Source organism: Amycolatopsis jiangsuensis (assembly GCF_014204865.1).
Lineage (GTDB): Bacteria > Actinomycetota > Actinomycetes > Mycobacteriales > Pseudonocardiaceae > Amycolatopsis > Amycolatopsis jiangsuensis.
The window spans coordinates 5,682,548-5,702,747 of sequence record NZ_JACHMG010000001.1 but is presented as its reverse complement, the minus strand read 5'-3'; the positions used below and the strand labels follow the sequence as shown (position 1 = coordinate 5,702,747).

Genomic DNA, 20,200 nt, shown 5'->3' with positions numbered 1-20,200 from the left:
AGGTCTGCGCACCCGGGCCGCACCAAGACGGGTTCGGCTCGCCCACCTCTGACGGCGGCGGGCGCAAACTCAACGGACAGGACGGAAACCCGGAAAACGAGCGGGAAAAGAGGGCGGCCCCCGCCAGGGGGGAGGGGCGAGGGCCGCCTGGGGTTCAGCCCCGGGGGGTCGGACTGAACCGGCCCGGTGATACACCGAGCCGGTCTACTGTAACTCCCCGGCATCCACATTGGCGCCGCGAGCGACACCTACGATTCGATAACGGCAACGAGGCGGGAAGGTTCGTCATGTCATGAATTTTCCGGCGAACGCGCGGACTGGTGTGGGTTCAACCCGGCGGAGGTGAGCGCCTATCCTGATCACGTGGCCGAAACCCGCAACGGAGAGTCGTCCCGGCGCGTCGCCGCGTTCTTCGACCTCGACAAGACGATCATCGCTTCCTCCAGCGCACTCGCGTTCAGCAAGCCATTGCTCAAGGAGGGGTTGATCAACCGGCGTGCCGCGCTGAGGAGTGCCTACGCGCAACTGGTCTTCTCGCTCGCCGGCGCCGACGCCGACAAGACCGAGCGGATGCGCGCCGAGGTTTCGGCCCTCTGCGCGGGCTGGGATGTCGCACAGGTTTCCGCGATCGTCCGCGAGACGCTGCACGACGTCGTCGATCCGCTCGTGTACGTCGAAGCGACCGATCTGATCGCACGACACCTCGCCGACGGTCATGACGTCGTGATCTTGTCCGCCACCGGTGAGGAGGTCGCCGCACCTGTCGCCGAGATGCTGGGCGCTACGCGATGCGTGGCCACGCGCATGGAGATCGTCGGCGGCTGCTACTCCGGGCAGGTCGACTTCTACTGCTATGGCGAAAACAAGGCCGTGGCGGCGAAACAGCAAGCCGCCGAGTACGGGTACGACCTCGCGGACTGCTTCGCCTACACCGATTCCAGCACGGATCTTCCGCTACTGGAGGTGGTGGGACACCCGCATGCGGTCAACCCGGACAAGGCACTCCGCCGTGTCGCCGACGAGCGCGAGTGGCCGGTGCTGCCGTTCGAGCGGCCGATGTCGCTGCGGACGCGGATTCCGGCCCGTTCGGCGGGGATGGTGGCGTTCGGTGTGGGCGCGGTCGCGGCCGGTGCGACGTGGTACAGCCTGAGCCGTCGCCGTCGGTTCCGGGCGCCGTCCGACTGAACACCCACACGGCGGTACGAGAGGCCACTCGTTCCCGCGCGGCGACCGATTGTCCCTGCGGGGAGTGCTGTTGTCACCAGATCGAGCCTCTGTAACGGTGCACCCGTCCGCGCACTTGAAGTGACCCGGCTCACGGCGTAGAAAGTAAGTGCGGACGTTGATCCGGCCAGGGAAGAGGTAGAAGAGAAGCCTCTGCCACCCCGGGCAACCTCCGTGCGCGGACTCCGGGTACCCACGCGCAGCGCGCCGCGGGAGGCCCGTCGTCTAGGGACTGCGTACCGGGACGCCGGACGCCGAGTCCATGAAGGTACGACCAGAGTTGCACGCTTGGTCGCCCGAGATGTTCGCGCTGCAGGCGGCGCCCGTTGGCCCTTGGCCGACGGGCGCCGCCAGTGTTCGTAGGGGGAATTGCGGGATGAGACCCCGTCGGCGGGTGACTGACGCGCCGCGGGCACCGTGCGGACAGGAGCTGAGCGCGGCAGGCCGGCGCGGGAGGGCCGAGCGACTGAGCGAGATTCAGGTCAGTGCTGCAGCCGCGAGGCAGTGCTGCAACCGCGAGCCAGTGCGAAACTCGAGCGGCAGAGCGGGAGTCGCCCACCACGGCGGTTGCAGGCGCCGGAGGTTGCCCACCACGGCGGGTGCAGGTGCCGGGAGTCGCCCACCACAGTGGGTGCAGGTGCCGGGGGTTGTCCACCACGGCGGGTGTGGGTGCGCTGAAGAGTTCATGCAACGGAGCGGAGCGGACGGGTGCGCCGAAGAATCGAGCGATGGAGCTGGAGTCGTTCAGCGTGACGAGTCGGTGCGCTGAGCAACCCCAGCGAACAGAGCGGCGGTTGCTCAGCAGGGTGTGCGGAGCGGTCAACGCTCGGGGATTGCTGGGAGATATGTGGAGACGAGCCGCGGGGCAGGCGATTCATGTGCTGAGCGTCGTGGCGATGACGGGTCTTCGTGCGTCCTTGCGACGCTGGAGGGCTTGACAGGGACGTCGTTCCTGGCCAGCAGAAGACAGCATCAACTTTCGCAAGTATGACGGCGAAGCGAACTCACCGACCGCGGCGGTCAAGTGCGGTGCGAGACGTTGGGTGAGCAGGCGATAGGCCGGAAGCCGTCTGGTCGTGCCGGCACAGGGGCGGAGTGATCGGCCTGATGATGCAGGGGAAGCTGGGCGCTGATGGAGGAGCAGCTGATCGCGGCCGGGTTTAGCGCCGCAGCAGCTTAGCGCTGCGGCTGTCGAGCAAGGCGCCTGGTGAGCGGCAGCGTTGATGCAGGAGACGAGCGCGGCAGCGGAGATGGGGAACAGCTGACTGCGGGGGCAGTTGAGCGCGACGGCGGCTGAGCGCAAGGACAAATGACTGCGAGGGCGGCTGAGCGCGGCAGCGGAGATGGACAGCTGACAGCGAGGGCGGCTGAGCGCGGCGACGGAGATGGGGCGACAGCCTGACGCTCGGACGACGAAGGGGGTCGTTCCAACGCTCGGCCGATGGACAACGCGGGGGCGCGGTGAGTAGCTTCCCGATACCGGTGCTGTTCGGTGGAGACTTCACCGTCGGGCGGTGCTCGAGACTGGGAGGACGATCGTGATCCGTGGCCGGCTGGGCAAGAGATCGGTACTGGCTGTTTCGCTCGTGGGGGTGCTTGCCGGCGGTGGGTTGCCGGGCGCTGTGGCCGCGGCGGAAGCAGGTGGACCGGGGAGCGGGTCGAGGGATCCGGTTGGTGCGAACGTGCTGGAGGGTGAGGACGGCCTGGGCAACGCCGGCGGCCTGGCGAGTGGGAACGGCCTGTCGAGCCCGGCCGGGACTGGCGGAAGGCAGGCGGAGCAGCTCGAGGCGGCCGCCGGGCGGATGTTGCGCGGGATGAGTCTCGAGGAGAAGGTCGGGCAGCTGTTCGTCACCTGGGTGAATGGGACGGCCGCCGACCAGGTCGACCCGAAGAACCAGGCCGACTTCGGCGTGGACACCGCGGCTCAGGCGGTCGGCAAGTACCACCTCGGCGGGGTCATCTACTTCAACAACGACAGCCGCGACAACTTCGACGATCCGGAGCAGGTCGCGCGGCTGTCGAACGGGCTTCAGCGGGCCGCGATCGGCAGCGGGGCGCACATTCCGCTGCAGATCGGCACCGACCAGGAAGGCGGCACGGTCACTCGGATGGGGGCGCCGGCCACCGAGTTCGCCAACTCGATGGCCGTGGCGGCCGGGCGGGACACTTCCGCGGGCACGCAGGCTGCCACCGTGCTCGGGCACGAGCTGCGGGCCGTCGGGATCAACCAGGACTACGCGCCGGACGCCGACGTCAACTCCAATCCGGCCAATCCGGTGATCGGGGTGCGGTCGTTCTCCGGACAGCCGGGGCTGGCCAGTGACTTCGTGGCCGCTGAGGTGCACGGGTACCAGGATTCCGGACCGGCCGCGGAGACGGTTTCCTCCACTGCCAAACACTTCCCCGGACACGGCGACGCGGCCACCGACAGCCACACCGGGCTGCCGCGGATCGACCGGTCCGAACAGCAGTGGCGGGAGATCGACGTGCCGCCGTTCAAGGCCGCCATCGCGGCGGGGATCGATTCGATCATGAGCGCGCACATCCAGTTCCCGAGTCTCGACCCCTCCGGGGAACCGGCGACCCTGTCCCAGCCGATCATCACCGGGAAGCTGCGCGGTGAACTCGGCTACGACGGTGTTGTGGTCACCGATTCGCTCAGCATGCAGGGCGTGCGCGAGCTGCACAGCGACGCGGAAATCCCCGTGCTCGCGCTGAAGGCCGGGGTGGACCAGCTGCTCATGCCGGTGGACCTCGGCCTCGCGATCGACTCGGTGCTCGCCGCGGTGAAGTCCGGTGACCTGCCGATGCAGCGGATCGACCAGAGCGTGCTGCGGGTGCTGAAACTCAAGCTCAAGCGCGGGATCCTGACCACGCCGTTCGACGATCCGGCGCTGGTCGGGCGCAAGGTCGGCACGCCGGAGCACCTGGCGACCTCCCAGGACATCGCCGACCGGTCGATCACTGCCATCGCGAACGACGCCGGGGTGCTGCCGCTCCGGCAGAAGCCGGCCACCGCGCTGGTCACCGGGTGGGGCGAGACCAGCACGCAGACGCTCGCCGAACGGATGACCGCGCACGGCACGAAGACGACCGCGCTGCAGACCGGTCAGACGCCGTCGGACGCGCAGACAGCCGAAGCCGTGGAGGCCGCGAAGAACACCGACCTCGTCGTGGTCCTCACCAACAACCTCGGCGGGTTCCCGTTGCAGAACAAGCTGCTGCAGGCCCTGATGGACACCGGAAAACCCGTGGTCGCGGTGGCCGCGCAAATCCCGTACGACGCCGGGTACGACAACCCCGTGCCCACCTGGCTCGCCACCTACGGCTACCTCACTCCGTCGCTCGAGGCGCTGGCCAAGGTGGTGCTGGGCGAGACGAAACCCAGCGGGAAGCTCCCGGTCGACGTTCCCGCCGGTGCGGACACGCAGACCGTCAAATATCCCTTCGGACATGGGCTGACCTGGTGAACCTGAACCGTCGCAACTTCCTCGCCGTGCCCGCGGTCGCGTTGCCCGCGCTCGCGGCCAGCTCCGCCGTGGCTCAGGCGGCACCAGGTCCGCGCGTGCTCACCGGGGCGGAACAACTCGCCGCGCAGGGATGGCGTCCGTTCGCCGGACGCAAGCTCGGCGTGCTGTCCAATCCGACCGGCGTACTCGCGAACGGTGACCACATCGTCGACTCGATGGTGGCGGCCGGCGTACGACCCGTCGCGGCTTTCGGACCCGAGCACGGCTTCCGCGGCAGCGCGCAAGCCGGCGGTTCCGAGGGCGACTACGACGACCCGCGCACGGGCATTCCCGTGTACGACGCGTACGGCGCCGACGCCACCAAGCTCGCGTCGCTGTTCACGAAGGCCGGGCTCGACACCGTGGTCTTCGACATCGCCGACGTCGGCGCGCGCTTCTACACCTACATCTGGTCGCTGTACACGGCGATGCTGGCCGCCGCGAAGGTCGGCGCGGGTTTCGTGGTGCTGGACCGCCCGAACCCGATCGGCAGCCGGCTCGCCGGGCCGGTACTCGACCCGAAGTTCGCTTCGGGCGTCGGTCTGAAACCCATCGCGCAGCAGCACGGTATGACGGTCGGCGAGCTCGCCCGCTTCTTCGCCGCTGAGTTCCTGCCTGCCGACGGCGCGGAACTGAAGCACCTCGAAGTGATCCGGGTACGCGGATGGCAGCGCGACGCCTTCTTCGCCGACACGGGCCTGCGCTGGGTGCTGCCCAGCCCCAATATGCCGACGCCGGACACCTCGCTCGTCTACCCCGGTACCGGGATGTTCGAAGGCACCGTGTTCGCCGAAGGTCGAGGCACCACGAGGCCGTTCGAGATCATCGGCGCACCCGACATGGACTGGCATTGGCGCGAGGAGCTGGAGAAGCTGCAGCTGCCGGGCGCTGCGTTCCGCGAGACCTACTTCGTGCCCACGTTCGGCAAGTTCGTGAACGAGACCTGCGGCGGCGTACAGCTCACGGTCACCGACCCGCGTGTGTTCGACGCGGTCCGCACCGCCGTGGCGATGCTGGTGACGGCGAAACGGGTCGCTCCGGACAAGTTCGGGTGGCGACCGGACCTGGCCATCGACAAGCTGTCCGGGTCGGCGCGGCTGCGCACGATGATCGACGCCGGCGCCGGGGTCGATGAAATCACCGGATCCTGGCACGCCGAGCTCATGGCCTTCGACCGTCAACGCAGGCGCCACCTGATCTATCGCTGAGGAGAACGGTCATGCGTGCTAGGAAAGTGCTCGTCGTGACGCTGGCCGTCCTGCTCGCGGCCACCACGACCGCGGGAGCAGCCACGACCACCAGCAGGCCCGGCCAAGGGCGCTTCGACCGGCCACAGCACGGTTTCGCCCCGGCGAGCACGACCCTGCGCGAAGGCGGCCCCGGCGACGCCGGACTCGACCAGCGGCCGATCCGCGACGCCGAGCAGTTCCTGAAGAGCTGGACGGAGCCGGACGCCAGCGGGCACCCGCACTTCTCCGGCGCCGTGGGCCTGCTCGCGCACGACGGTGTGGTGGTCGACCGCTACTCCGTGGGCGGCGCCGTGCGCTACGCCGACGCCAAGGGCACCGAGCTGCCGTTGGCCCAGCAGGTTCCGATGCATGACGACACCATTTTCGACCTGGCGTCGATCTCGAAGCTGTTCACCTCGATCGCCGCACTGCAGCTCGCAGACCAGGGCAAGCTGGAAGTCAACGCGCCGGTGGTGCGTTACCTGCCCGAGTTCGGTGTGCAGGGCAAGCAGGACGTGACGATCGAGCAGCTGCTCACGCACACGTCCGGCTTCGACGCCGACCCGTCCCCCTCGCTGTGGGAGGGCTATCCGGACATCCCGTCGCGGCGCGCGGCCGTGCTCGGCAGTCCGCTGAAGAACGCGCCGGGCAGCACCTACCTGTACTCCGACCTCAACATGCTCACGCTCGGCTTCGTGATCGAGAAGCTCGCCGGCAAGCCGCTCGACCAGGTGGTGCACGACAGCATCACCGCGCCGCTCGGCATGGCCGACACGGGGTACAACCCGCCGGCCGACAAGCTGGGCCGGGTCGCGGCGACCGAGTACGAAAGTGACCCGCCGCGCGGCCTCGTACGCGGACAGGTGCACGACGAGAACGCGTGGTCGCTCGGCGGCGTCGCGGGGCATGCGGGCGTGTTCTCCACAGCGGGCGACCTGGCGGTGCTCTGCCAGACGATCCTCAACGGCGGCAGTTACCACGGGCACCGCATCCTGCGGCCGGACACCGTCGAGAAGATGCTGACGAACTACAACGCGCGCTTCCCCGACGACGCCCACGGTCTCGGCTTCGAGCTCGACCAGCCGTGGTACATGGGCGCGCTGTCGTCGCCGGTCACCGCGGGGCACACCGGGTTCACCGGCACCACACTGGTGATCGACCCCGAGTCGCGGTCCTTCGCGCTGCTTCTCACCAACCGCGTGCACCCCACGCGCGACTGGGGATCCATCAACACCGCGCGCCAGGTCTGGGCGACTTCGCTCGCGAAGGCCATGGCAGTGCGTCCGGTCGTCGGCCTTGACGCCTGGTACGCGGCCCCGGACAACGACGCCACGGTCACGCTCAGTACACCGCCGCTGTCGTCACGAAGCGGGTCACTGCGGGCGTCGTTCCACGCCTTCGTGGACACCGAGGGGCCGAGCGACCCGCTTCAGCTCGAAGCGAGCACCGACGGCGTCAATTGGCAACGAGTCCCGCTCCACGCGACCGGTCCGGGTGCGCCCGCCGGGACTGTGACTTCCCTCTCCGGCCACGGGCACCGTGCCTGGTGGCAGGTATCGGCCGACGTGCCGGCAGCGGCCGTTACGACCCTCCGCTGGCGTTACACGACCGACCCGAACTACACCGGACGCGGGATTTCACTCGACGGTGTGAAAGTCACCGAACGCGGCCGTACCGTTCTCGATGGTGAGCGAAACCCGGCCGAACTGACCTCTTCCGGGTGGCAGTTGAGCACTCGGTGAGCGTGCCGTCGCGCAGTGCCGAACATCCCGTCCCAGTCAGCGGTCCACTCGCCCTCCGGTAGCGACACTAAGTTGCCAAGTCGTTAGCTTGAGTTCGTTAACAAGGCAGACCCGGTTAGCGACTTTCAGTACGACGATTAATCGCAAACCGAAGTCCGCAGACACGGACGGGTTGTGATCCTGCCGAAGGATGTGGGTAACCTTGTCTCAAATGCCAACGGTTAGTAACTTTCCGACGGCGGATGATACCGATTCCGTAGTCATCACCGCACCGTCCGAGCACCTCGCAGGTCAGCCGCCTGCGCGGGACGCGGACGCGAGCCCGTTGGTCCGCATCCGCTCTCTTCTGCCCGGTCTCGCGCGGGCCGAACAGCGTGTCGCGAAGGTTGTGCTCGACGACCCGGGCGCCGTCGCGCGGCGCAGTATCACCGAGGTCGCCCTCGCGGCGAACACCTCCGAGACCACCGTGACCCGGTTCTGCAAGGCCGTCGGCGTCGGTGGCTACCCGCAGCTGCGCATCGCGCTCGCCGCGGACACCGCGCGCACCGAGGCGCGCACCACGCGCAACCTCGGCGGCGAGATCGGCCCGGGCGACGACCTGGCGTCGGTGATCGGGAAAGTCAGCTTCGCCGACGCGCGCGCGGTCGAGGAGACCGCCGACCAGCTCGACGTGGCCGCGCTGCAGAGCGTGATCGACCTTGTCGCGAATGCCGGGCGCGTCGATGTGTACGGCGTGGGCGCCAGTGCGTTCGTCGCCGCGGACCTGCAGCAGAAGCTGCACCGGATCGGGCGGATCAGCTTCGCCTGGTCGGACACGCACATCATGCTCACCTCAGCCGCGGTCATGCAGCCGGGCGACGTCGCGATCGGCGTCTCGCACACCGGCGCCACCACGGACACCGTGGAGGCGCTGCGCGTGGCCCGCGAGCACGGCGCGGTGACCGTGGCGGTCACGAACTTCCCGCGCTCGCCGGTCACCGAGGTCGCCGACCACGTACTGACCACCGCGGCCAGGGAAACCACGTTCCGCTCGGGCGCGACGGCGAGCCGGATCGCCCAGCTGACCGTGATCGACTGCCTTTTCATCGGGGTCGCGCAGCGGCACATGGACGCCTCGGTCAGCGCACTCGACGCGACAAGGGATGCGGTCGGCTCGCACCGGCTCGGGGTCAGGCCCGACGGCCGCCGCCGTCCGCGCGAAACCGGCAAGTGAGGGGAAAGTGAGGCCCGTGATGACCGTCCCGTGCCAGGCGGTGCACGTCGATTCTCCGACCGAACAACGCAACCCCCGTACCGTCGACATCGACCTGATGTCCACCCAGGCGATCCTGGGTGCGATCAACGCCGAGGACCGCAAGGTGCCGGACGCGGTGGCGGAGGTGCTGCCGCAGCTGGCCCGTGCGGTCGACTACGCGGTCGACGCGCTGCGCGGCGGCGGGCGGGTGCACTACGTCGGCGCGGGTACCTCGGGGCGGCTGGCCACGCTGGACGCGGCCGAACTCGTGCCCACCTTCAACGTGCCCTCCGACTGGTTCGTGGCGCACCACGCCGGTGGCGCGAAGGCACTGCGGGAAGCCGTGGAGAACGCCGAGGACGACGCGGAAGCCGGCGAAGCCGAGCTGTCGGAGGTCGTGCGGCCGGGTGACTTCGTGCTCGGGCTGGCCGCGTCCGGGCGGACGCCGTACGTGCTCGGCGCGCTCGCCGCGGCGAGCCGGGCGGGCGCACGCACCGGCCTCGTGTCGGCCAACCCGCGTGCGGCCAAACCGTCCGGGGTCGACGTGCTGATCGCCGTCGCGACCGGCCCGGAGGCCATCGCCGGTTCCACCCGGATGAAGGCCGGTACCGCGCAGAAGCTGATCCTCACCGCGTTCTCCACCACGACGATGATCAAGATGGGCAAGACCTACTCCAACCTGATGGTCAGCATGCGCGCCACCAACGCGAAGCTGCGCGGCCGCACGGTGCGTATCCTGCAGGAGGCCACCGGCATGACCATGGCCGACTGTTCGGACGCGCTCGCCGAAGCCGGTGACGACCTCAAAGTGGCGCTCGTGCACCTGCTGTCCGGCAGCGACGTCACCCGCGCCGCCGCGGCGCTCGAGGCGACCGGCGGGCACGTGCGCAAGGCACTCGACTCGCTGCACCTGCGCGCCGGCTGACCCCCTCGTGGGTGGTGCGGCCGGTGAGAACCGGCCGCAGCACTCACGAGCGTTGCGGTTCGGCGGGGCGGCTGTTTAGCCTTCCTGGGTGGGCAAGTCGAGCCAGTCCCGAGGCGAGCGCTGGTCGATCGGCGGGATGGCTGTGGTGATCCTGCTGCTCAACGTCGTCGGCTGGGGACTGCTGGCGCTGGTGGTCGCGCCGCGGCACTACGAACTCGGCGCCGCGGGCGGATTCGGCATCGGGCTCGGCGTCACCGCGTTCACCCTGGGGATGCGGCACGCGTTCGACGCCGACCACATCGCCGCCATCGACAACACCACCCGCAAGCTGATGTCCGAGGGACAACGTCCGTTGTCTGTGGGGTTCTGGTTTTCCCTCGGGCACTCGACCATCGTGTTCGCGCTGTGCCTGCTGCTCTCGCTCGGTGTGCGGGCGCTGGCCGGACAGCTCGAGGACGATTCCTCGGCGCTGCACGAGACCACCGGGCTCATCGGTACATCGGTGTCCGGGGCTTTCCTGTACCTCATCGCGATCACGAACCTGGTGGCACTCGTCGGCCTCGCCCGGGTGTTCGCGGCGATGCGCCGCGGCGAATTCGACGAAGCGGCGCTGGAGCACCACCTCGCCAACCGCGGACTGATGAACCGGCTGCTGCGTGGCCTGACGAAGACGGTCCGCAAGCCGTGGCACAGCTATCCGGTGGGTGTCCTCTTCGGACTCGGTTTCGACACCGCGACGGAGATCGGGCTGCTCGTGCTCGCCGCGGGCGCGGCCGCGTTTTCCCTGCCCTGGTACGCGATCCTGGTACTGCCGGTGTTGTTCGCCGCCGGGATGAGCCTGTTCGACGCGGCCGACGGCGTGCTGATGAACTACGCCTACGGCTGGGCCTTCGCCCGGCCGATCCGCAAGATCTACTACAACCTCACGGTGACCGCGCTGTCGGTGGCCGTCGCGCTCGGCGTCGGCACCATCGAACTCGTCTCGCTGCTGGCCGAAAAGCTCGCCATCACCCGCGGTCCGCTGGCCGCGATCGCCGGCGTGGACCTGGACTACGCCGGCTTCGCGATCGTCGCGCTGTTCGTGTTCACCTGGCTGGTCGCGCTGGCGGTGTGGCGGTTCGGCCGGATCGAAGAGAAGTGGAGCGCCCGGCTGGACGGCCCGGCCTGAGCGGCGGCGCCGGAAAGCGCCGCCGCACCGGTCACCAGGAGCCGACGGGCTGCCGGATCGCGCCGTTCAGGCGGTTCCACACGTTGATCCCGGCAATGGTCAGCAGCAGGGACGACAGTTCCTTCTCGTCGTAGTGATCGGCGGCCTCGTCCCAGACCTCGTCCGGAACCGCGTCCGGGCGGTCCGCGATCCGCGTCACGTGTTCGGCCAGCGCCAGCGCGGCCCGCTCCGCGTCGGTGAAGTACGGCGATTCCCGCCAGGCGCCGACCGCCCAGATCCGCTCGTCGGTCTCCCCTGCCTGCTTCAGCTCACGCGCGTGCATGTCCACGCACACGCTGCAGCCGTTGATCTGGCTGACCCGCAGGTGGACCAGCTGGTGGGTGGCCGCGGGCAGCGTGCTCGCGTGCGCCGCCTTGTTCAGTGCCATCAGCGCCTGCATGGCTTCCGGGTGCACCTTGACCGGGTGGGTCATCCGAGCCTGCATCAGGTTCTCCTCCTGCCACCTCGCCCGCGTTCGGCGGGTCCTGAAGTGAGGACTCGACAGGGCTGCCGGATGTGACAGTGCAGGACGAGCGATTCTGGACAGCACAGTTCGAGCAGCACCGGTCACGGCTGCGGGCCGGTCACGGCGTCACGGCGTCACGGCGATGTGGTCCAGGGCGTCGATCGCGGCCGCTGGCAGCCGTACGTCGCGGACGGCCAGGTTTTCGGCCAGGTGGGCGGGGTTGGCCGTGCCCGGGATGAGCAGGGTGTGCTCGTCGTGCGCCAGCAGCCAGGCCAGCGCCACCTGCGCCGGGGTGACGCCGAGGTCGGCGGCGATTCCGGTGACCACCGGATGCCCGGTGACGTCCCAGCCGAGGTCGAAGGCCGAGCCGAGCGGGAAGAACGGCACCCACGCGACCCCGTGTTCCCGGCACAGGTCCAGCACCGGCTCGCCGGAACGGTCGAGCACGCTGTAGGCGTTCTGCACGCACACGATCCTCGCGGGCAACGCGTGCCGCAGCTGGTCGGCCGAGACGTGGCTGAGTCCGATGGCGCCGATCTTGCCCGCGTCACGCAGGGCGATCAGCTCGGCGAGCTGGCTGTCGATGTCGACGATCTGCTCGCCCTCGGCGACCAGCCCGGGAGCGGCGTCACCGCGGCGCAGGTTGACCACGTCCAGCCGGTCGACGCCGAGGCCGGTGAGGTTGGCCTCGATCTGGGCGCGCAGCTCCTCCGGCCGCTGCCGCAGCTCGAGGGAGCCGTCGGGCTTGTTGTCCGCGCCGATCTTGGTCACGACGACCAGGTCCTGCGGGTACGGCGCGAGGGCTTCGCGGATGAGGTCGTTGCAGACACCCGCGCCGTAGAAGTGCGCGGTGTCGATGTGGTTGACGCCGCCGTCGATCGCCTGCCGCAGCACCGCGAGGCGGTCCTCGTGCGCGGCCGACGCACGCTCCAGCTGCATGGCGCCGAAGCCGATCCGCGCGACCTGGCGTCCGGCGAGATTCGCGGTACCGCCGGGTGCGGAAGAATCACGTGCAGTCATGAGGGTGTGCCTCCAGCTCTGGCATAGTGGAAAGTGATGCGGAGGCGCCTCCGCATCGTCACGATAGCAGAACCGGAGGAGCCTCCGCATCATGTCGGGTCAGGAACCACCACGCCGCCGAGCGGACGCCGAACGCAACCGCAACCGGCTGCTGGAGGCAGGCCGTGCAGCCTTCGCCGACGGCCGGGAACCGGTGACGCTGGAGCAGATCGCCCGCGACGCCGGAGTCGGCATCGGCACCCTCTACCGGCACTTCCCGACCCGCGAAGCGCTGGTCGAGGCGCTGTACCGGGACGAGCTGGCCCAGCTGTGCGCCAGCGCGGAGATCCTGCTCGCCGCCGGACAACCGGTCCGCGCGCTGCGCCGCTGGATGGACAAGTTCGCCGATTACGCGACCGCGAAGCGGGAAATGGCCGACTCCCTGCGAGCGCTGTACGCCTCCGGCGCCGTCGTCGTTTCCGACGCGCGCGAGGACCTTTCCGCCGCGGTGCAGACCATCCTCGACGCCGGCATCGCGGACAGCACGCTGCGCGGCGACATCCGCGCCGAGGACGTCGTGGTCAGCGTGGTCGGCATGGTCTCCGCGACCACGCTCAACGGCGGACAAGAGCAGCTGAACCGGATGTTCGACCTGCTGGTGGACGGCATTCGCCGCTGAGGCTCAGCCGGCCGCGGACGAGATGCTGCCGGCTTCGCGTGCGCCGGCCTCGAACGCTTCGCAGCAGAACAACAGCCAGGCACGCACCCCCTCGGGCGTACCGGCCGCGAAACCCTCGGCCAGCTCCACGTACTTCGGCACCCGCCGGAAGAACGCCACTTCGGGCACGGTCAGCGCCTTCGGGTCGAGGCCGGTCGCGATCATCGACAGCCGCGCCGCCGCGCGGGCGACCACGCCGTCCGCCGAACCGAACGGGGACAACGCCAGCAGCTCGCCGTGCACCACGGCGGTCAGCACCGGTCCGGGCACCGCCGTCGCCCCGGTGACGAGCTGCGCCAGCATCTCCAGCCGCTCCCCGCCACGACGCGGGCGGCCGAGTTCGTCGGGATCGCCGACCAGGTCGGAGGCGGCCAGCAGGTGCAGCCGCGCCAGCGCTTGCAACGGCGCCCGCCGCCAGGTCGGCAGCAACGGCTCCAGCGCCTCGGCCACCCGCAGCGCGCCGGCCAGCAACGGGTCGGCCACCGCGCCGCCGGCCGGCAGTTCGGGATTGCCACCGGCGATCCCCGCCGACGCCCGCGCCGCGCGCACGGACGCCTCGGCGGCGGTCTCCGCACCGCCACGGAGGTTCGCCGGCAGCCGGTGCACGGCGAACACCGCGTCCTGCGCCGCCTTGGCCGCGGCCGTGACGCCGTCGAGTTCCAGCAGTGGCTTCAGTGGATCACTCACGCGTCGAGCACCTGCCCGTCCCGCCGCACCACGGGCGGCAGCACCGACCACGGGAAGTTGATCCACCGGTCGGTGCGACGCCACACGTACTCGCATTTCACCGTGGAGTGCGGCTTCTCGTAGACGACCGCGCACCGCACGTCGGCCACGTGGTCGACGCAGTAGTCGCGGACCAGTTTGAGCGTGGCGCCGGTGTCCGCCACGTCGTCGGCGATGAGCACCTTCTTGCTCGTCAGGTCCACCACGTTGGGCACCGGCGGCAACATCACCGGCAGCTCGAGGCGCTGGTCCACGCCGGTGTAGAACTCGACGTTCATCACGTGCAGGTTCTTCACGTCCAGCGCGTAGCCGAGTGCCCCGGCGACGAACAGGCCGCCCCGGGCGATGGACAGGATCAGATCGGGAGCGAACCCGTCGTCAGCGACCGTCCTGGCCAGCTCACGACCGGCCGACCCGAACAAGTCCCAGGTGAGCTCTTCTCGCTCCTCGGCCATGTGCGCTCTCTTTCCCCGTGCGTCCCGCGAGCATAGGCAACGGCCGAGTGGACTGGCGAACGAAGGTGAAAATGGCCCTCTGAAAGAGCCACTCAACGTCGTAGCGTGGCCCTGTGAGTGACTGGAACGAGCACCCGACGCTGGCCGGCCGGAATGTCCGGCTCGAACCGCTGACCACCGACCACGCCGCGGGCCTGCTCGAAGCCGGCGCGGATCCCGGGATCTGGACCTGGCTGAACGTGCGGCAGCCGAACGACCTCGGCGAAGCCGAAGCGATGGTGCGCGCCGCGCTGGCCGATCCGGACCGGCGCGCGTGGGCACAGATCGATCTCGCGTCCGGCCGCGTCGCCGGCACCACCTCGTACTACCAGGTCGTGCCGAAACACCGCATCCTGTCCATCGGGCACACCTGGATCGGCGCGGATTTCCAGCGCACCGCGGTGAACACCGAGGCCAAGTTCCTCTTGCTGCGCAACGCTTTCGAAAGCTTGGGTGCGCAGCGGGCGGCCTGGGAGACCGACTCGCGCAACCTGCGCTCACAGCGCGCGATCGAGCGGCTCGGCGCCCAGCGCGAGGGCCTGTTGCGGGCACACCGGGTCCGGCCTGACGGCACCTCGCGGGACACCGTGCTGTACTCGCTCACCGACGCCGAGTGGCCCGGCGTGCGCGCCCGGCTGCTCGCGCGTCTGCGCTAGCGCGCGTGGGGTGCAACGCGGCTGCAACCTTGTCGTGGGCGGACTAACGTCGCTAGCGTGCCGTGAGCCGCGGGTTCGCACTACAGGAGGCCTTGCATCATGACCGAGCAGTCCCCAGCGTTGGACAATCTGCTCACCGAGAGCCGTACTTTTCCGCCGAGTGAGCAGTTCGCTGGTCAGGCCAACGCGAAGGCCGAGCTGTATGCCACGGCGGACGCGGACCGGGAGCAGTTCTGGGCCGAGCAGGCCCGGCGGCTGACGTGGGACACCGAGTGGACCCAGGTACTGGACTGGACCAATGCACCGTTCGCGAAATGGTTCGTCGGCGGGAAGCTGAACGTCGCCTACAACTGCGTCGACCGGCACGTGGAGTCCGGGCACGGGCAGCAGGTCGCGATCCACTGGATCGGCGAGCCCGGCGACACCCGCGACATCACCTACGCGCAGCTGAAGGACGAGGTGTCGAAGGCGGCGAACGCGCTGACCTCGCTCGGGGTCGTGGCGGGTGACGTCGTGGCGATCCAGCTGCAGATGGTGCCCGAGGCGATCGTGGCGATGCTGGCGTGCGCCCGGATCGGCGCGCTGCACAGCGTGGTCTTCGGCGGCTTCTCCCCGACGGCGTTGCGGGCGCGGGTGGACGACGCGGCGGCGAAGGTCGTGATCACCTCCGATGGCCAGTACCGGCGCGGGAAGGCCGCGCCGATGAAGGCCAACGTGGACGAGGCGCTCGAGGGCGCGCAGACGGTCGAGAAGGTCATCGTCGTCGCCCGGACCGGTGACGACCTCGAGGGCGAGGTGCCGTGGACCGACGGCCGGGACGTGTGGTGGCACGAGCTGGTCGAGGCCCAGCCGGCTGAGCACACGCCGGAGGCGTTCGACAGCGAGCACCCGCTGTTCATCCTCTACACCTCGGGCACGACCGGGCGGCCGAAGGGCATCCTGCACACCTCGGGCGGGTACCTGACCCAGGTCGCCTACACCCACCACACGGTGTTCGACCACAAGCCGGGCGAGGACGTGTACTGGTGCACCGCCGACATCGGCTGGATCACCGGGCACTCGTACATCGTGTACGGGCCGCTGGCCAACCGGGTCACCCAGGTCGTGTACGAGGGCACCCCGAACACCCCGCACGAGGGCCGGCACTGGGAGATCATCCAGCAGCACAAGGTGTCGATCTACTACACCGCACCGACGCTGATCCGCACGTTCATGAAGTGGGGCGCCGACATCCCGGCACGCTACGACCTGTCGTCGCTGCGGGTGCTGGGGTCGGTGGGTGAGCCGATCAACCCGGAGGCCTGGATCTGGTACCGCGACACCATCGGCGCCGGGAAGACTCCGATCGTGGACACCTGGTGGCAGACCGAGACCGGCGCGATCATGATCTCCCCGCTGCCCGGGGTCACCGCCACCAAACCCGGCTCCGCGCAACGCGCCCTTCCCGGGATCTCGGCGAAGGTCGTCGACGACCAGGGGGTGGAGGTACCCGCCGGTGGCGGCGGATACCTCGTGCTGGACAAGCCGTGGCCCTCGATGCTGCGCGGGGTGTGGGGCGATGACGAGCGCTATCGCGAGACCTACTGGTCCCGCTTCGCCGACCAGGGCTTCTACTTCGCCGGCGACGGCGCGAAGTACGACGCCGACGGCGACGTCTGGCTGCTGGGCCGCGTGGACGACGTGATGAACGTGTCCGGGCACCGCATCTCCACCACGGAGGTCGAATCCGCCCTCGTTTCGCATCCGACGGTCGCCGAGGCCGCCGTCGTCGGCGCCACCGACCCCACCACCGGACAGGGCATCGTCGCGTTCGTCATCCTGCGCGGCAGCGCCACCGACCAGGGCGATAACGCCGTGCAGGAGCTCCGCAACCACGTCGCCAAGGAAATCGGCCCGATCGCCAAACCCCGCCAGATCATGGTCGTGCCCGAGCTGCCGAAGACCCGCTCCGGCAAGATCATGCGCCGCCTCCTGCGAGACGTCGCCGAGAACCGCGCCATCGGCGACGTCACCACGCTCGCCGACTCCTCGGTCATGGACCTCATCTCCTCGGGCCTGAACTCGGGCAAGGAGGAGTAGTAGATTCACCTCCGCGAGGGAAGGGGCGCTCCCGGCCGGGAGCGCCCCTTCTCCGTCCTCACCCCAGTGCGCGAACATCGAACGCATGTTCTACGATGCCCGCGTACCCACCCAAGATCCGGGCAAGGAGACGACACGAATGTCCGTGGAAGCCGTGACGCACGACGAGAACGCCGTGGCCGAGGCGGCGGAGTCACCGGCCGCCGAGGCACCGGAGGCCACTGAGCCGGCCGCAGCGGCGTCGCCCGCGGGGCAGGACTCCACCGGCACACCCGAGGGCGGCGAGGCCACCCCGCCGGTCGCCGAATCCCCCAAGCCGAAGCGCGGCAGGCCGAAGGCCACGCCGTCGTCGGCCAAGAAGACCCGCACCGTGGAGCTCACGCTCACCGTCACCGGCACCGCCGACGGCGAGTGGCAGGCCGAGCTGAAGAACGGCAGCAAGTGGGTCGCGAAGGGCCTGGAAATCCCGGCCGCCGCGGTGTCGCGAGCGGCGAAGGAGCTGCACGAGGACCTGTCCGGCCCGATCGACGAGGTCATCAACGCCGCCCGCGAGGCACAGGCGGCGAAGGTCGCCCAGCTGGAGGCCGAACTCGAAGCCGCCAAGGCGGCCCTGGCCGAGCTGGACGTCTGAGCCACAGTCCTCCACGAAAACACCCGGCGGTCACCACCGCCGGGTGTTTTCTTTTCCCGCCAGAAAGGGAACCCTAGCCTTATTGAGGTTTGCCTTTCTTCAATTTATCGCGGGCGGAAACATATCGCGTGGAAACAATTTTCGTGCTTGACTGAGAATCGTGACCGAAACGCGAGCGCCACTCGAGCACGAGCACGAACCACACGAGGACCTCGGCGGCAGGCTGAACTGGTTGCGCGCCGGGGTTCTCGGCGCGAACGACGGAATCGTGTCCGTGGCCGGCATCGTGGTCGGGGTCGCGGGCGCGACCACGGACAACACCGCGATCCTCACCGCCGGAATTGCCGGACTGGTCGCCGGAGCGTTTTCCATGGCCGGCGGGGAATACGTGAGCGTGAGCACCCAGCGGGACACCGAACGCGCCCTGCTCCGGCTGGAGAAGCACGAGCTGAAAACCATGCCCGAGGCGGAGGAACGCGAACTTTCGCAGATCTACCAGAACAAGGGGCTTTCCCCCGGGCTCGCGGACCAGGTCGCGCGGGAGCTGACCCGCAAGGACGCACTGCAGGCGCACGCCGAGGCCGAGCTGGGCATCGACCCGGACAACCTGACCAGCCCGTGGCAGGCCGCCTGGGCCTCCTTGCTGGCGTTCTCCGTCGGCGCGCTTTTGCCGTTGCTCTCGATTGCCTGGACCGCCGTCGGCGTCCGCGTCTGGGCCTGCGCGCTCGCCGTGGTCGTGGGCCTGACGCTGACCGGGTTCCTCAGCGCGCGGCTGGGCAACGCGCAGGTGGGGCGCGCGATCGTCCGCAACGTGGGCGTCGGTGCCCTCACCATGCTCGTCACTTACTTCGTCGGGGTGCTTTTCGGCACCACCGTCGGCTAGTCAGTGCACACCTTTCATCAGCTTCCGGACCAGCGGGATGAAGGCGAACAGCAGCAGCCCGACCGCGATCGCCACACCGCCGATGATGCTGAAGTACGGCGTTTCGTCGTGCACGTCGTAGGACTCGGCGAGCTTGCCGGACATCGCCGTGCCCAGTGACACCGACAGGAAGTTCAGCGCCACCATCTGGGTGCGGAACGACTTCGGCGCGAGCTTCGTGGACAGCGACAGCCCGACCGGTGAAAGCATCAGCTCGGCGATGGTGAACACGAACAGGATGCCGACCAGCGCGATCAGCGGGCTGCCGTTCTCCCCGGTTCCGGTCATCGGCAGGAACAGCAGGAAGGCGCAGCCCATCAGCACCGTGCCGAGCACGAACTTCATCGGCGTGGACGGCTGCTTCGGACCCAGTTTCGTCCAGATCGCCGCGATGATCGGGGCGAACACGATGATGAACACCGGGTTGATCGAGTTGACCCAGGAAACCGGCATCTCCCAGCCGAACAGGTTCCGGTCCAGCCGCTGGTCGCTGTAGGCCGCGACGACCGTCGACTGCTGCTGGTACAGCGAGAAGAACGCGGCGCTGGCGATGTACATCGGGATGAACGAGAGCACCCGGCTGCGTTCCTCCGAGGTGATCTTCCGGCTGGTCAGGATGACCACGAAGTACACCACCGAGATCGCGATCACGACGTAGACCACGACGTCGGCGAGGTTGTCCGGGGTGATCACGCCGGACAGGATCATCGCCACAATCGCCGCGATGATCACCACGCCGACCACGACCGGAACCCACCGCTGCGAGGAGGGCAGCGGGTTCGGCACCTCGGAGGCCTTGTCGCCGAGGTTCTTGCGGCCGAGCGTGTACTGGATCAGGCCGAGCGCCATGCCGATCGCGGCGAGGCCGAAGCCGAAGTGGAAGCCCAGGTTCTGCTGGGCGAGCCCGGTCAGCAGCGGGCCGATGAACCCGCCGATGTTGACGCCCATGTAGAAGAGCGTGAAGCCGGCGTCCCGCCGCTCGTCGCCCTCGGCGTAGAGCGTGCCGACCACCGACGTCGCGTTGCCCTTGAGGCCACCGGACCCGAGCGCCACGCAGGCCAGGCCCACACCGACCCCGGTCATGCCCGGCAGCAGAGCCAGCGCGATGTGGCCGATCATGACGATGATCGCGCTGTAGAACAGCGTGCGTTCCGAACCCAGCAGCCGGTCGGCGATCCAGGCGCCGACCACGGTGGCGAGGTAGACCGTGCCGCCGTAGGCGCCCACGATGCCGAGCGCGGAACTCTGGTCGACGCCGAGGCCGCCCTGGTCGGCCGTGTAGTAGAGGTAGATGGCGAGGATGCCCTGCATCCCGTAGAAGGAGAAGCGCTCCCACATCTCCACGCCGAAGAGGTTCGCCAGTCCTCGTGGGTGCCCGAAGAACCTCGTGTCCTGCTGGACCTCGGTAGAGGTACTCACAACTGTCTCGTTCCTTGCTC

The 20,200-nt window shown here is 69.1% G+C and carries 17 protein-coding genes; 12 read left to right on the top strand and 5 right to left on the bottom strand.

Annotated features, from left to right (window positions below):
* Positions 1 to 363: 363 nt before the first annotated feature.
* The 7 genes from BJY18_RS25820 to nicT all read left to right on the top strand — a co-directional run bounded on the left by BJY18_RS25820 (position 364) and on the right by nicT (position 11,031).
* Positions 364 to 1,185, top strand: coding sequence for an HAD family hydrolase (locus tag BJY18_RS25820; RefSeq protein ID WP_184782536.1), 822 nt, complete (start codon positions 364 to 366; stop codon positions 1,183 to 1,185).
* Positions 1,186 to 3,026: 1,841 nt separating this feature from the next.
* A complete protein-coding gene (locus BJY18_RS25815) occupies positions 3,027 to 4,694 on the top strand; it encodes a glycoside hydrolase family 3 protein (RefSeq protein WP_184784841.1) in 1,668 nt (555 codons plus the stop codon).
* Positions 4,691 to 5,941, top strand: a complete 1,251-nt coding sequence (locus tag BJY18_RS25810) for an exo-beta-N-acetylmuramidase NamZ family protein (protein ID WP_184782535.1) — start codon at positions 4,691 to 4,693, stop codon at positions 5,939 to 5,941. Before BJY18_RS25815 ends, BJY18_RS25810 begins: the two co-directional genes overlap by 4 nt.
* A gap of 11 nt (positions 5,942 to 5,952) precedes the next feature.
* Positions 5,953 to 7,704 carry a serine hydrolase domain-containing protein gene (locus tag BJY18_RS25805; protein ID WP_184782534.1) on the top strand — a complete coding sequence of 584 codons (1,752 nt, stop codon included), beginning with the start codon at positions 5,953 to 5,955 and terminating at the stop codon, positions 7,702 to 7,704.
* Between the two features lie 211 nt (positions 7,705 to 7,915).
* Positions 7,916 to 8,917, top strand: a complete 1,002-nt coding sequence (locus BJY18_RS25800; protein WP_184782533.1) for a MurR/RpiR family transcriptional regulator — start codon at positions 7,916 to 7,918, stop codon at positions 8,915 to 8,917.
* Between the two features lie 16 nt (positions 8,918 to 8,933).
* A complete protein-coding gene (locus BJY18_RS25795; protein WP_184782532.1) occupies positions 8,934 to 9,863 on the top strand; it encodes an N-acetylmuramic acid 6-phosphate etherase in 930 nt (309 codons plus the stop codon).
* Between the two features lie 88 nt (positions 9,864 to 9,951).
* A complete protein-coding gene (nicT, locus tag BJY18_RS25790) occupies positions 9,952 to 11,031 on the top strand; it encodes a Nickel transporter NicT (RefSeq protein ID WP_512699132.1) in 1,080 nt (359 codons plus the stop codon).
* Between the two features lie 31 nt (positions 11,032 to 11,062).
* On the opposite strand, the gene BJY18_RS25785 is transcribed toward nicT, so the two are convergent.
* Entirely contained in the window at positions 11,063 to 11,515 is a 453-nt protein-coding gene (locus tag BJY18_RS25785) for a carboxymuconolactone decarboxylase family protein (protein ID WP_184782531.1), read from the bottom strand.
* A 147-nt stretch (positions 11,516 to 11,662) separates the two neighbouring features.
* Positions 11,663 to 12,556, bottom strand: a complete 894-nt coding sequence (locus BJY18_RS25780; protein WP_184782530.1) for an aldo/keto reductase — start codon at positions 12,554 to 12,556, stop codon at positions 11,663 to 11,665.
* 91 nt (positions 12,557 to 12,647) lie between these two features.
* Between BJY18_RS25780 and BJY18_RS25775 the strand changes: the two genes are divergently transcribed.
* Positions 12,648 to 13,214 (top strand): TetR/AcrR family transcriptional regulator, encoded by a 567-nt coding sequence (locus tag BJY18_RS25775; RefSeq protein WP_184782529.1) that lies wholly within the window; start codon positions 12,648 to 12,650, stop codon positions 13,212 to 13,214.
* A 3-nt stretch (positions 13,215 to 13,217) separates the two neighbouring features.
* Here the strand turns inward: BJY18_RS25775 and BJY18_RS25770 are convergent, their stop codons facing one another.
* Positions 13,218 to 13,940: a Fic family protein gene (locus tag BJY18_RS25770; RefSeq protein ID WP_184782528.1), complete on the bottom strand. Its 723-nt coding sequence runs from the start codon at positions 13,938 to 13,940 to the stop codon at positions 13,218 to 13,220.
* Positions 13,937 to 14,434 carry a phosphoribosyltransferase gene (locus BJY18_RS25765; RefSeq protein ID WP_184782527.1) on the bottom strand — a complete coding sequence of 166 codons (498 nt, stop codon included), beginning with the start codon at positions 14,432 to 14,434 and terminating at the stop codon, positions 13,937 to 13,939. The genes BJY18_RS25770 and BJY18_RS25765 overlap by 4 nt, the downstream gene beginning before the upstream one ends.
* Before the next feature lie 113 nt (positions 14,435 to 14,547).
* Here BJY18_RS25765 and BJY18_RS25760 point away from each other — a divergent pair, with 113 nt between their 5' ends.
* From BJY18_RS25760 to BJY18_RS25745, 4 genes are all read left to right on the top strand, one after another.
* Positions 14,548 to 15,129 (top strand): GNAT family N-acetyltransferase, encoded by a 582-nt coding sequence (locus tag BJY18_RS25760; protein WP_184782526.1) that lies wholly within the window; start codon positions 14,548 to 14,550, stop codon positions 15,127 to 15,129.
* 99 nt (positions 15,130 to 15,228) lie between these two features.
* Positions 15,229 to 17,208, top strand: coding sequence for an acetate--CoA ligase (gene acs, locus BJY18_RS25755; protein ID WP_184782525.1), 1,980 nt, complete (start codon positions 15,229 to 15,231; stop codon positions 17,206 to 17,208).
* Positions 17,209 to 17,347: 139 nt separating this feature from the next.
* Positions 17,348 to 17,839 (top strand): DUF6319 family protein, encoded by a 492-nt coding sequence (locus BJY18_RS25750; protein ID WP_184782524.1) that lies wholly within the window; start codon positions 17,348 to 17,350, stop codon positions 17,837 to 17,839.
* A gap of 160 nt (positions 17,840 to 17,999) precedes the next feature.
* A complete protein-coding gene (locus BJY18_RS25745; RefSeq protein WP_184782523.1) occupies positions 18,000 to 18,722 on the top strand; it encodes a VIT1/CCC1 transporter family protein in 723 nt (240 codons plus the stop codon).
* Here the strand turns inward: BJY18_RS25745 and BJY18_RS25740 are convergent, their stop codons facing one another.
* Entirely contained in the window at positions 18,723 to 20,180 is a 1,458-nt protein-coding gene (locus BJY18_RS25740) for a peptide MFS transporter (RefSeq protein WP_184782522.1), read from the bottom strand.
* Positions 20,181 to 20,200: the final 20 nt, after the last annotated feature.